The following is a 13121-nucleotide window of genomic DNA, read 5'->3' on the forward strand; positions in this document are numbered from 1 at the left end:
CCCGAGCGCACCTGCGGTGCGCGTCCTCAAGCGCCGGACGGGCTGGGGGGTGGGGTGTTGCGGCGTTGTTTTGTCCAGAACCAGTTTTGGGCCAGCAGCGTCAGTGTTCCCGCCGCCACGATGCCCAGTAGGTTCAGGCCCAGCTGGACCGCCGAGCCGCGGGTTTCCGTCCAGTTGCCGTAGGAGAGGGCCACGGCCGCGTTGGCGGCGGCCGGGACCGTGGTGACGGAGATCGCCACGCCGATGAGCGCGCCCGACTTCGCGGAGGTCAGGGAGAGGATCCCGGCGGCGCCGGCCAGGAACGCCACGATGAAGGAGAAGGCGTCCGGCTGCCAGATGAACGCGGTCTGCGGGCGGTCCGCGAGGAACCGCGCCTCGTGGAAGAGGCCCAGCCAGTCCATCAGCAGGCTGAAACCGCCGGTCACCGCCATGGCCACCGGGAAGCCCACCAGCAGCGCCGCGAGCGACTGCCGGGCCAGGCGCGGGGCGCGGCGCACGATCGCCGTGCAGAGCCCGGCCAGCGGGCCGAACTCCGGGCCCACCGCCATCGCGCCCACGATGAGGATGGCGCTGTCGATGATCACGCCGCAGGCGGCGAGCATCGTGGCCAGGGTGAGGAAGGCGAGGAAGGTGAAGGTCAGGGTGGACTCCTCGTGGGTCTCCTCGACCAGCGACTCCCAGACGATCGCGTCCGCGCCCTCGCCGGGTGCCGCCTCCTCCGCCGCGTCGGCCCGGCGGGAGAGCGTCAGGCCGGTGTCGTCGACGGAGACGGCTCCCCAGTCGGGGACGCCCGCCGCGCGCAGGGCCTCCAGCAGTTCGTCGGCGGCCTCCCGGGCCACGTCGCACAGCACGACGTCGCCGCGCGGGTCGCGGGCGGCGCCGGTGAGGACGGCGAGGTGGGTGGTGCCGGTGATGCCCTCGACGAGGGCGACGACCTCCTCGGTGCGGTCGGCGGGGGTGAGCATCCGTACGTGCAGCATGCGGTGTCCCGGGGTCAGAGTTTGCGCAGCGAGAGGCGTTGGACCTTGTGGTCGGGGCCCTTGCGGAGGATGAGGCTGGAGCGGCCGCGGGTGGGGGCGACGTTCTCCAGGAGGTTGGGCTTGTTGATGGTTCGCCAGTTGCGGCGGGCGAAGGCCAGGGCCTCCTCCTCCGACACCTGGGTGTAGCGGCGGAAGAACGAGTCGGGGTCCTGGAACGCCGTCTCGCGCAGCTTCTTGAACCGCGAGTAGTACCAGCGCTCGATGTCCTCGGCCCGCGCGTCCACGTAGATGCTGAAGTCGAAGAAGTCGGCGAGTCCCACCCGGGTCCGGCCGTCGCGGCCGGGCAGGGCGGGCTGGAGGACGTTGAGGCCCTCGATGATCAGGATGTCCGGGCGGTGCACGGTGAGCCGCTCGCCCGGGACGATGTCGTAGATCAGGTGGGAGTAGACGGGCGCGGACACCTCGTCCTTCCCGGCCTTCACGTCCGCCACGAAGCGCGTCAGGGCCCGGCGGTCGTACGACTCCGGGAAGCCCTTACGGGACATCAGGCCGCGCCGCTGGAGCTCCGCGTTGGGCAGCAGGAAGCCGTCCGTGGTGACCAGCTCGACGCGCGGGTGCTCGGGCCAGCGGGCCAGCAGGGCGCGCAGCAGCCGGGCGGTGGTCGATTTGCCGACCGCGACGCTGCCGGCGACGCCGATCACGAACGGGGTGCCGCGCTGGGCGCCCTTCTCGCCGAGGAAGGTGTTCAGCGCGCCGCGCAGGCTGCCGCTGGCGCCCACGTAGAGGTTGAGCAGCCGGGAGAGCGGCAGGTAGACGTCGCGGACCTCGTCCAGGTCGACGACGTCGCCGAGCCCGCGCAGGCGCTCGACCTCCTCCGCGGTGAGGGGGAGGGGCGTGTTCTCGCGCAGCGCGCTCCACTCGGCCCTGGTCAGGTCGACGAAGAGCGACGACTGGTGCGTGGGCGGGTGAGCCGTGCGGCGTCGTTGCTGCGGCTGCTCTGGGGTGGTCGGCACGGGGCCCATTGTGCGGGGGAGGCGCGGCGCGATCACTGCGGGGTGTGGGGTTCGGGTGGGGCGCGGGTATCGGATGAGGCTCCTGGGGTACCCGTAGGGGACCCGGCGGCGCGGGGGAGTGAAGATCCGGCGCGGGCCCTGTACCTACTCACCGGTCGGGAATACGGTCCCACCCTTCGGCCGCCCCGGCTTCCTGCGAGGGACCCCCGTGTTCGTTCTCCGGCTCGTGCTCCGGCTCATTCGCAAGACCCTCCACCGCGTCACGCGCCCCCGCGCCGGCGCTTCCGGCGTACGCTCCGGGGCGCACGAGACGGGTGACGCCTTCGCCGACCGGGTGCGGGCCGAGCTCTGCGACGAGCTGCCCGACGAGGACCTCGGCCAGGATCTGGGGGACTGCCTCGACCAGTACCACTTCGGCAGCAAGCCGCGCTGCGAGGAGGTCGAGTACCTGGAGCTCGTCCAGGAGGCCATCGACCGCATCGAGCGCGGACGTTGACCGGCGGGCGGTGAGGCCGGGGCCGTACGCTGCACTCCATGTGCGGAATCGTGGGTTATGTGGGAGGGCGGTCCGCCCTCGACGTCGTCTTGGCCGGGCTGCGCCGGCTGGAGTACCGCGGCTACGACTCGGCCGGGGTCGCCGTGCTCGCCGACGGCGGGCTCGCCGCGGCCAAGAAGGCCGGCAAGCTCGCCAACCTGGAGAAGGAACTCGCCGACCGGCCGCTGCCCTCCGGCACCACCGGCATCGGCCACACCCGCTGGGCCACCCACGGCGCCCCCACCGACGCCAACGCCCACCCGCACCTCGACAACCCCGGCCGGGTCGCCGTCGTCCACAACGGCATCATCGAGAACTTCGCCGCCCTCCGCGCCGAGCTCGCCGAGCGGGGGCACGTACTGGCCTCCGACACGGACACCGAGGTCGTCTCGCACCTGCTCTCCGAGTCGTTCTCCTCCTGCGGCGACCTCGCCGAGGCCATGCGGCAGGTCTGCCGCCGCCTGGAGGGCGCGTTCACGCTCGTCGCGGTGCACGCCGACGACCCCGACGTGGTCGTGGGCGCCCGCCGCAACTCGCCGCTGGTGGTGGGCGTCGGGGACGGCGAGGCGTTCCTCGCCTCCGACGTCGCCGCGTTCATCGCGCACACCCGCGAGGCCCTCGAACTCGGCCAGGACCAGGTCGTCGAGGTGCGCCGGGACGCCGTCACGGTGACGGACTTCGAGGGCGCGCCGGCGGACGTCCGGTCGTACCACGTGGACTGGGACGCGTCCGCCGCCGAGAAGGGCGGCTACGACTACTTCATGCTCAAGGAGATCGCCGAGCAGCCGAAGGCCGTCGCCGACACCCTGCTGGGCCGCATCGACGCCTCGGGGTCGCTGACGCTGGACGAGGTCCGCATCCCGGCGTCCGTGCTGCGCGAGGTCGACAAGGTCGTCATCGTGGCGTGCGGGACGGCGTACCACGCGGGCATGATCGCCAAGTACGCGATCGAGCACTGGACGCGCATCCCCTGCGAGACCGAGCTGGCCAGCGAGTTCCGCTACCGCGACCCGATCCTCGACCAGCGCACGCTCGTCATCGCCATCTCGCAGTCCGGCGAGACGATGGACACGCTGATGGCGCTGCGGCACGCCCGCGAGCAGGGCGCGAAGGTGCTCGCCATCTGCAACACCAACGGCTCGACGATCCCGCGGGAGTCGGACGCCGTGCTGTACACGCACGCCGGGCCGGAGGTCGCGGTCGCGTCGACGAAGGCGTTCCTGACCCAGCTGGTGGCCTGCTATCTGGTCGCGCTGTATCTGGGGCAGGTGCGCGGGACGAAGTGGGGCGACGAGATCCAGTCGGTGATCCGCGAGCTGGACGGCATCGGGACGCAGGTCGAGGAGGTGCTGGAGACCATGGAGCCGGTGCGCGAGCTGGCGCGCTCGCTGGCCGGCAAGAACACCGTCCTCTTCCTCGGCCGGCACGTCGGCTACCCGGTGGCCCTGGAGGGCGCGCTCAAGCTCAAGGAGCTCGCCTACATGCACGCCGAGGGGTTCGCGGCGGGCGAGCTCAAGCACGGGCCGATCGCGCTGATCGAGGACGACCTGCCGGTGGTCGTCGTCGTCCCGTCGCCGCGCGGCCGGTCCGTCCTGCACGACAAGATCGTCTCCAATATCCAGGAGATCCGGGCCCGGGGCGCCCGGACGATCGTCATCGCCGAGCGCGGCGACGAGGCGGTCCGGCCGTACGCCGACCACCTCGTCGAGATCCCGGCCACCCCGGTGCTGCTCCAGCCGCTCGTCGCGACCGTGCCGTTGCAGGTGTTCGCCTGCGAACTGGCTACCGCGCGCGGCAACGAGGTCGACCAGCCGCGCAACCTGGCGAAGTCGGTGACCGTCGAATGATCGTGGGTGTGGGCATCGACGTGGCCGAGATCGACCGGTTCGACGCGGCGTTGCGGCGTACGCCCGGGATGGCCGGCCGGCTCTTCGTCGAGCGCGAGCTGTACCTGCCGAGCGGCGAGCGGCGCGGGATCGCCTCGCTGGCCGCGCGGTTCGCCGCCAAGGAAGCTCTGGCGAAGGCTTTGGGCGCGCCTCCCGGGCTGCTGTGGACGGACGCGGAGGTGACGACCGGTGAGCACGGTCGTCCGGGTCTGGAGGTCTCGGGGACGGTCGCGGCGCGGGCCGAGTTGCTCGGGGTGCGGTCGTGGCACGTGTCGCTCAGCCATGACGCGGGGGTGGCGTCGGCGGTGGTGATCGCGGAGGCGTGATCGCATTGCTGTGATCTTGGCACTGGCGGGGCGGGCCGGGCGCGGGCAGGATGCGGCGCATGACGGACGGAACTCATCTCACGCACATCCCGGCCCCCGAAGGGGTCGCCCCCGCCGGCGGCTACAGCCACGTCGTGACCGCGACCGGGCGGCTGGTCGCGATCTCCGGGCAGATCGCCCTCGACGCCGACGGACGGCTGGTCGGGGAGGGCGACATCCGCGCCCAGACGCGGCAGGTGTTCGAGAACCTGCGGCGGTGCCTGGCGGCGGCGGGGGGCACGTTCGGCGACGTCGTCAAGCTGACGTACTTCGTGACGGATGTGGCGCATCTGCCGGTTGTGCGGGAGGTGCGGGACGAGTTCGTGGACGCGGGGCGCCTGCCGGCGAGTTCGGCTGTGCAGGTCGCCGCGTTGTTCCGGCCGGATCTGCTGATCGAGGTGGAGGCGTTGGCGGTGGTCGGGGGGTGATGCCCCGGTCCCGCCCCTTCGCCGTTTCCTGGGGCTGCGCCCCAGACCCCGCTGATCGCGGCTTCGCCGCTCGTCCTCAAACGCCGGACGGGCTGAGTGGTGCGCTCGGGCGCACTATCCAGCCCGTCCGGCGTTTGAGGACAACCGCGCGGAGCGCGGTTTCAGGGGGCCCGGGGGCTTGACCCCCGGGGAAACGGCGAAGGGGCGGGACCGGGGCACTACCCCCGCCGATCCGCGCGTTCGTGTTCCCGCGCCCATCTCCCGCGCGTATCGTCGGCGTTGATGCTCAGGCGCGGAAAGGGACGGACGTGCATCCCGCAAAGGAACGCATCGCGGCCGTGTTCGGACAGACCCAGGGCAGCGGTTACCTGTTGACCTCCCGGGTGGTCCTCACCGCCGCCCACGTCGTCGGGGACTGCGAGGCGCCGCGGGTGATCGTGCCCGGCGGCGTCGGGCAGGTGACCTGCCGGGTGGCGTGGTCGCGGGACGACAGCCGCCGGTGTGACGCCGCGCTGCTCGTCGCGGAGCGGGACCTCGTCCCGGAGGAGACGGCCGGGGCCTTCGAGCCGCTGGTCTGGGGGCGGGCGTACGACCTGCGGGCCTGGGGCGGCGCGCAGGCGATCGGGTACCCGCAGGTGCAGCGGGACGGGCTCGGCGAGCTGGACACCGAGCAGTTGCTCGGCACGCTCAAGCCGGGCAGCAACCTGCTCAGCGGCCGGCACGTCCTCGACTGCGAGTACGCCGCGCCCGAGCCGCCCGGCGGGGGCGGTTCGCCGTGGGCCGGCATGTCGGGGGCGGCCGTGTTCGTGGACGGGCTGCTCGCCGGCGTGGTGTGCGCGGATCCGGCGGGCTGGCGGCACGGGCGGCTGACCGTGACGCCGTCGGCCACGCTGTGGGCGGACTTCCGGTTCCTCAGCGAGTGCCTGCTGGCCGGGCACAAGCCGGAGTCGCGGTCGCTGGCCACGCCGCGGCAGCTGGAGACCGAGGACTTCGAGCGGCGGCTGCGCGACTACGTGATCGACAAGTCCGGTGAACTGACGATCATCGGGCTGACCCTCTCCGACGGCGAGGCCGAGACCTGGCCGCTGGACACCGCGTACCTCAGCCTGGAGCTCGTCGGCCGGGCGCGGGACGCGCGCCGCGACGGGTTCGGGCTGCGGACGGCCGTAGAACCGCCGGACCGCGCGGAGCCGACGCCCCGCCGCGCCGAGGAGGCGCTGGCCGGGCACCGGCGGGTGTTACTGCGCGGGGCGGCCGGCTCGGGCAAGACGACACTGCTCCAGTGGCTCGCGACCGTCACGGCGCGCGGCCATCTGCCGCCGGGGCTCGGCCATTTGAGCGGCTGCTTACCGCTGCTGCTGCCGCTGCGGAACCTCGTCCGCGGCGGCGATCCGCCCCCGCCGGAGGAGTTCCTGGCCGCGGCGGCCCGCCCGCTGGCCGGGCTGCCCGCCGCGCGGGGCTGGGTGACCCGCCGGCTCACCGAGGGCACGGTGCTGCTGCTGATCGACGGGGTGGACGAGGTCCCCGAGGCGGCCCGCAGACGCACCCTGAGCTGGGTGAAGGACCTGCTCGCCGCCTACCCCGAAGCGCGTTACGTGATCACCACGCGGCCGTCGGCGGTCCGCGAGGGCTGGCTCGCCGACGCCGGGTTCGTCGAGCTGGAGCTGCTGCCCATGGGCCGCGCCGACGTCCTCGCCTTCATCGACCGCTGGCACACCGCCGCCGGGCAGCACCGCGACGAGCGGCTGCGCGGCTTCCGGGACGCGCTGGCCACCGCCGTCGTCACCAAGCGCGACCTCGGCCGGCTGGCCACCAACCCGCTGATGTGCGCCCTGATCTGCGCCCTCAACCGGTCCCGGCGCGGCTACCTCCCGCACGGCCGGATGGAGCTGTACCGCGCCGCGCTGGACCTGCTGCTGATCCGCCGCGACCGGGAACGGGACATCGCGGTGGGGCTTGAGGGCCCCGAGCTGGAACAGGCGCAGCCCGCGCTGCTCCAGAAGATCGCGTACTGGCTGATCCGCAACGGCCGTTCGCAGATCGAGTGGCACAAGGCCGTCGAGATCCTGGAACGGGCGCTGCCCGCCATGCCCGCCGTCGCGGCCCGCGGCAGCGCCGAGGAGATCCTGCGCCACCTCGTCCTCCGCAGCGGTCTGCTGAGGCAGCCCACCACCGAGACGCTGGACTTCATCCACCGCACCTTCCAGGACTTCCTGGGCGCCCAGGCCGCCGTCGACGACTGGGACTTCGACCTCCTCGTCAACCACGCCCACGACGACCAGTGGGAGGACGTCCTGCGGATGGCGGTCGGCCACGCCCCGCCCCGCGCCCGGGCCGAACTGCTGCGCATGCTGCTGGACCGCGGCGAACGCGAGGAGCACCACCGGCACCGGCTGCGGCTGCTCGCCGCGGCCTGCCTGGAGCACGCGGCGGAGATCGCCCCGGAGGTACGGGACCGCGTCGAGCGGGCCGCCGCCGAGCTGGTGCCCCCGCGTGACACCGAGGCGGCGAAGGCGCTCGCCGAGGCGGGCCAGGTCGTCCTCGACCTGCTGCCCGGCCCCGAGGGGCTGGACGACGGAGTGGCGCACGCGGTCGTCGTCACCGCGACGGCGGTCGCCGACGACCGGGCGATCCCGCTGCTGGCCCGGTACGCCCGGCACCCGTTCCGGCAGGTGCGGGCCCAGCTCGCCTGGTCCTGGGACAACTTCGACACCCGGCACTACGCCGACGCGGTGATCGGCGAACTCTCCCACGACGACGGGCTGGCGTTCGTCGCCAAGAGCGTCGCGCACCTGCGGGAGCTGGCCCGGCTGGGTGGGCGGCCCGAGGTGTGGTGCCGCGGGGTGTGGCGGGACGAGGAGCTGCGGGAGGCGGTGACGCCCGTGCTGCGGGACCTGTCGCTCCGGGAGATCCCCGAGGCGGTCGACCTCGGCTTCCTCCGCGACGCCCCGCCGCTGCGGTCCCTGCGGATCGCCGACACCCGGCGCGTCGCCCGCCTGGCCTCCGTGCCCAGCGGCGCCCTCGAACGTCTCCGGCTCTCCCTGCGCAGACGCCCGGACGGGCTGGAACGGCTGCCCGCCATGACCCGGCTGCGCTCCCTCCACCTCGACTGGATGCAGCCGGTGGCCGACCCTCCCGCCCTGCGGCTGCCGGACGGCCTGGAGGAACTGGTCCTCGGGCGCTGGGCCTCCACCTGGGAGCCGGAGGCGATCCGGCTGGAGGACCACCCCGCCCTGCGGCGGCTCTCCTTCGAGCACTCCCTGTTCCCGGCGGACGCCCGTCCCGCTCTCGCCACCCTGCGCGGTCTGCACACGCTGAGCATCATGGGCGAGGACCCCCGCTTCCTGGAACGCGCCGAACCCCTGCCCCGGGTCCGCCACCTCTCCCTCGGCCTCGACTCCCTCACCGGCCTGGCCCACCTGCCGTCGGCCTACCCTGGCCTCAAGGTCCTCACCCTGCACACCCCGGAGGGCACGGCCGAGCTCATGGACCTGGCGTTCCTGCGGGAGCTGCGGGGGGTGGAGGTGTACATCAAGCACTCGGGGCCGATCACGAACGAGCACCTGCTGACGGGGTATCAGGAGACGGTGCGGGGGCGGTTCCTCACGTACCGGGGGGAATGAGGGGCCTTCCGGGGCACTGGGGCGCGTCACCCGCCGGGGGCCGTCGCCTCGGCGGTGGGCGGGCCGGCTCGGCGTCCGGGCGCGCCTCCCCTTCCGGGGCCTTGACCGTACCGTTCCGGGAGCGCGGCGCCTGCCGGACGCGGTCCGCCTGGGCGCAGCCCACGGAGCCAAAGCCCCGGTGCGGAACCGGCGTTCGGTCGACCGTCGGTGGCGGGCCGTGCCTTTCGGGGTACCGCCCTCAGCCCGCCGCCACGTCCTCCCATACCCCCCGCAGCTCCTCCGCCACGCCCATCGCGGTGATCGGCGCCTCGCCGAGGGCGCGCGCCGCGAGGCCGTGGAGGTACGCGCCCACCGCGGCGGCGTCGTGGCCGGGGAGGCCGGCGGCGAGGAGGGAGCTGGTGAGGCCGCTGAGGACGTCGCCGCTGCCGGCGGTGGCGAGCCAGGGGGTGCCGGTGGGGTTGACCCGGGCCGGGCCGCCGTCCGGGGCGGCTATGACGGTGGTCGAGCCCTTGAGGAGCGCCGTCGCGCCGTACCGCTCGGCCAGGGCGCGGACGGCGGCGAGGCGGGCGCCCTCGACCTCCTCGCGGGCCGTGCCGAGGAGCGCCGCCGCCTCGCCCGCGTGCGGGGTGAGGACGGTCGGGGCGCGGCGGGCGCGGACCGTATCCGGGGAGAGCAGATGCAGACCGTCCGCGTCCACCAGGACCGGGACGTCGGAGGACAGCACGTCGTCGAGGGCCCGGCGGGCCTCCGTGCCGTCGCCCAGGCCCGGGCCGACGACCCACGCCTGGACGCGGCCCGCGTCGGCGGGACGGCCGGAGGAGACCAGCGTCTCGGGGAAGCGGGCGATCACCGCGTCGGCCGCCGGGCCGGCGTAGCGCACCGCACCCGCGCCGCCGTGCAGCGCGCCCGCGACGCACATGACCGCCGCGCCCGGGTAGCGGGCGGACCCGGCGACCACGCCGACGACGCCCCGCCGGTACTTGTCGCTCTCCGCGGCGGGGCGCGGCAGCAGCCGGGCGACGTCCGCGTGCTGCAGCGCCTCGACGTCCGGCGCGGCGGGCAGGTGGGGCCCGAGGCCGATGTCGACCAGGCGCAGCGCTCCCGCGTGCTCGCGGGCGGGGTCGACGAGCAGACCGGGCTTGTACGTGCCGAAGGTGACCGTCGCGTCGGCCCTGACCGCGTTGCCGCGCACCTCGCCGGTGTCCGCGTCGACGCCGCTGGGCAGGTCGACCGCGACGACGAGGGCGCCTTCCGCGGCGCGCACCAGCGGCAGCGCGTCGGGGCGGAGGCCGCCCTTGCCGCCGATGCCGACGATGCCGTCCAGGACGAGATCCGCCCGCTCGACGGCCCGTATGCCCGCCGGACCGGCGTCCCGCGTACGGCCTCCGGCGGCGAGCAGTGCCCGTATGCCGCCGGGGTGCGCCCGCTCCGGCGCGAGGAGCACGGCGGTCACCCCGGCCCCGCGCCGGGCGAGCCGGGCGCCGGCGTACAGGGCGTCGCCCCCGTTGTCCCCGCTGCCCACCAGCAGCGCCACCCGGGCCCCCGACACCCGCCCGAGCAGGCCCGCGCACGCGGCGGCGAGCCCGGCGGCGGCGCGCTGCATGAGGGCGCCCTCGGGCAGTTCGGCCATGAGCGCGCGCTCGGCGGCCCGTACGGTCTCCACGCGGTAGCCGGTTCTCATGCCCTCCAGTGTCCTCGGGAGCGGGGTGCGAGGGCTATCCGGGGCAGGCCCTAGGGGATCGGTTCGGGTTCCCGCGCGCCGGCCCCGGAGCCGGCGGGAAAAAGGGGTGAGGCGGAGACGCGGGAAGCGGCGGGAACGGTTCCGCCGATCGCGGTCCGGGTTCCCGGGGCCCCGGACCGCGCCCGCCGGGGCCGTGGCCTGAGACACTGGCCGGGATGAACGAGACACCGATGCGCGCCCGTGCCGTGGTCGACCTGGCCGCGCTGCGGGCCAATGTGCGCGTTCTGCGGGCCCGTGCCCCCAAGGCGCAGCTGATGGCAGTGGTCAAGGCGAACGCCTACGGGCACGGCATGGTGCCCTGCGCGCGGGCGGCCCGCCGGGCGGGTGCCGCCTGGATCGGTACGGCGCTGCCCTCCGAGGCGCTGGAGCTGCGCGCGGCGGGCGACAGCGGCCGGCTGCTGTGCTGGCTGTGGACGCCGGGCGGGCCGTTCCGGGAGGCCGTCGAAGCGGACGTCGACATCTCGGTGAGCGGGCTGTGGGCCCTGGAGGAGGTGCTGGCGGCGGTCCGCGCGGCCGGCCGCCCGGCCAGGGTCCAGCTCAAGATCGACACGGGCCTCGGCCGCAACGGCTGCACCCCCGGCGACTGGGAGAAGCTGGTCGCGGCGGCTCGTGAGGCGGAGGCCGGCGGCGCCCTCCGCGTCACCGGGATCTGGTCGCACTTCGCGTGCGCGGACGAGCCGGGACACCCGTCCATCCGGGCCCAGCTCGACGTCTTCCGGGACGCGGTGGCTTACGCGGAGGCCCAGGGCCTGGACCCCGAGGTACGGCACATCGCCAACTCGCCCGCGACCCTGACCCTCCCCGAGGCCCACTTCGACCTGGTGCGCACCGGGGTGGCCGTCTACGGGATATCCCCGAGCCCGGAGATCGGCACCCCGGCGGACTTCGGCCTGCGCCCCGTGATGACCCTGACCGCCTCCCTGGCGTCGGTGAAGCGGGTGCCCGGCGGGCTGGGCGTGTCGTACGGACACCAGTACACGACCCCCGGCGAGACGACCCTCGCCCTCGTCCCCCTCGGCTACGCGGACGGCATCCCGCGCGCCGCCTCCGGCACCGGCGAGGTGCTGGTCGGGGGCCGGCGGCGACGGATCGCGGGGCGCGTCGCGATGGATCAGTTCGTGATCGACCTGGGCGACGACACGGCCGAGACGGGTGACGAGGCCGTTCTGTTCGGCCCCGGCGACCGGGGCGAGCCCACCGCGGAGGAGTGGGGGCAGGCGACCGGGACGATCGGGTACGAGGTCGTCACGCGGATCACGCGGCGGGTGCCGCGGGTGTACGTGGGGGCGTACGAGGACGAGATCGCCGGCGTTGACGGGGCCGGCCTGGCCGATGGGGTCGCCGGCGGTGTCGAGGCCGCCGGGAGCCCCGAACGGGGAGCCGCCGGATGAGCGAGGCCGGCGGCGGTATCCCGGGCCGGAGCGGCGCCTCCGGCTGGCTGCGCGGCGCGGGGGTCGCGGGCGCGGCGGTGGGTGTTCTCGCCGCCGGCGCCGCGGCGGGCGTGGCGGTGGAACGGCTGACCGTCGGCCGCGGCATGCGCCGCAAGGCGCGGCTGGCGCTGGACGCGACGGGCCCCTACGGGACGCTGCGCGGCACCCCGGGCACGGCGGTCGCGGAAGACGGAACCGAGCTGTACTACGAGGTCGAGGAGGCCACGGGCCCGGCCGCCCGTACCGGCCGGCCGCCCCTCACGGTCGTCTTCAGCCACGGTTACTGCCTCAACCAGGACTCCTGGCACTTCCAGCGCGCCGCCCTGCGCGGCGCCGTGCGGGCCGTCTACTGGGACCAGCGCAGCCACGGCCGCTCCGAGCGGGGCCGCGGGCAGCGCGAGGGCGCCGGGACGGTCTCCATCGACCTGCTGGGCCGCGACCTCAAGGCCGTCATCGACGCGGCGGCGCCCGAGGGGCCGCTGGCGCTGGTGGGGCACTCGATGGGCGGGATGACCCAGATGGCGCTGGCCGCCCAGTACCCCGGCCTGATCCGGGACCGGGTGGCCGGCGCCGCCTTCGTCGGTACGTCGTCGGGCCGGCTCGCCGAGGTCACCTTCGGGCTGCCCGCCCTGGGCATCAACGTGGTGCGCCGCGTCCTGCCGGGCGCCTTCCGGCTGATGACCGCCCAGACCGACCTGATCGAGAAGGGCCGGCGGCTCAGCGCCGACCTGCTCGCCGGGGTCTACCGGCGCTACTCGTTCGGCGCCCGGGACGTCGATCCCGGCGTCGCCCGGTTCGCCGAGCGCCTGCTGGAGAGCACCCCGGTCGACGTCGTCGCAGAGTTCTACCCGGCCTTCGCCGAGCACGACAAGACGGCCGCCCTCGACGTCTTCCGCGGCCTGCCGGTGCTGGTCCTCGCGGGGGAGAAGGACCTGATCACCCCTGCCACCCACAGCGAGGCCATGGCCGCCGCCCTCCCCGACGCCGACCTCGTCCTCGTCCCCGGCGCGGGCCACTTGGTGATGCTCGAACAGCCCGCCACGGTCGACGCCCGCCTGGCCGACCTGCTCACGGCGGCGGGCGCGGGCGACACGGTCCGCCGCGACGCGGCGGACCGTGT

10 protein-coding genes are annotated in these 13121 nt (G+C 74.6%); 7 read left to right on the top strand and 3 right to left on the bottom strand.

The genetic code is table 11. The features are described from left to right. Positions 1-26: 26 nt before the first annotated feature. A complete protein-coding gene (locus tag ACSNOK_RS22540) occupies positions 27-980 on the bottom strand; it encodes a DUF389 domain-containing protein (RefSeq protein ID WP_436782562.1) in 954 nt (317 codons plus the stop codon). Between the two features lie 14 nt (positions 981-994). Then, entirely contained in the window at positions 995-2002 is a 1008-nt protein-coding gene (gene coaA / locus ACSNOK_RS22545; protein ID WP_436782563.1) for a type I pantothenate kinase, read from the bottom strand. 199 nt (positions 2003-2201) lie between these two features. Between coaA and ACSNOK_RS22550 the strand changes: the two genes are divergently transcribed. The 5 genes from ACSNOK_RS22550 to ACSNOK_RS22570 all read left to right on the top strand — a co-directional run bounded on the left by ACSNOK_RS22550 (position 2202) and on the right by ACSNOK_RS22570 (position 8830). Then, entirely contained in the window at positions 2202-2489 is a 288-nt protein-coding gene (locus tag ACSNOK_RS22550; protein ID WP_436782564.1) for a hypothetical protein, read from the top strand. Between the two features lie 38 nt (positions 2490-2527). After that, a complete protein-coding gene (gene glmS / locus ACSNOK_RS22555) occupies positions 2528-4375 on the top strand; it encodes a glutamine--fructose-6-phosphate transaminase (isomerizing) (protein ID WP_436782565.1) in 1848 nt (615 codons plus the stop codon). After that, positions 4372-4740, top strand: a complete 369-nt coding sequence (locus ACSNOK_RS22560; RefSeq protein ID WP_436782566.1) for a holo-ACP synthase — start codon at positions 4372-4374, stop codon at positions 4738-4740. Before glmS ends, ACSNOK_RS22560 begins: the two co-directional genes overlap by 4 nt. Before the next feature lie 50 nt (positions 4741-4790). Continuing rightward, a complete protein-coding gene (locus ACSNOK_RS22565; RefSeq protein ID WP_436782567.1) occupies positions 4791-5207 on the top strand; it encodes a RidA family protein in 417 nt (138 codons plus the stop codon). A 338-nt stretch (positions 5208-5545) separates the two neighbouring features. Continuing rightward, positions 5546-8830, top strand: a complete 3285-nt coding sequence (locus tag ACSNOK_RS22570; RefSeq protein ID WP_436782568.1) for an NACHT domain-containing protein — start codon at positions 5546-5548, stop codon at positions 8828-8830. A 238-nt stretch (positions 8831-9068) separates the two neighbouring features. On the opposite strand, the gene ACSNOK_RS22575 is transcribed toward ACSNOK_RS22570, so the two are convergent. Beyond that, positions 9069-10511: an NAD(P)H-hydrate dehydratase gene (locus ACSNOK_RS22575; RefSeq protein ID WP_436782569.1), complete on the bottom strand. Its 1443-nt coding sequence runs from the start codon at positions 10509-10511 to the stop codon at positions 9069-9071. 215 nt (positions 10512-10726) lie between these two features. Here ACSNOK_RS22575 and alr point away from each other — a divergent pair, with 215 nt between their 5' ends. After that, entirely contained in the window at positions 10727-11962 is a 1236-nt protein-coding gene (gene alr, locus ACSNOK_RS22580) for an alanine racemase (RefSeq protein ID WP_436782570.1), read from the top strand. Then, a partial coding sequence (locus tag ACSNOK_RS22585; protein WP_436782571.1) for an alpha/beta fold hydrolase occupies positions 11959-13121 on the top strand: 1163 nt, incomplete at its 3' end. The genes alr and ACSNOK_RS22585, both read left to right, overlap by 4 nt.

Origin of the sequence: Streptomyces sp. URMC 126 (assembly GCF_051386555.1) — a bacterium.
Lineage (GTDB): Bacteria > Actinomycetota > Actinomycetes > Streptomycetales > Streptomycetaceae > Streptomyces.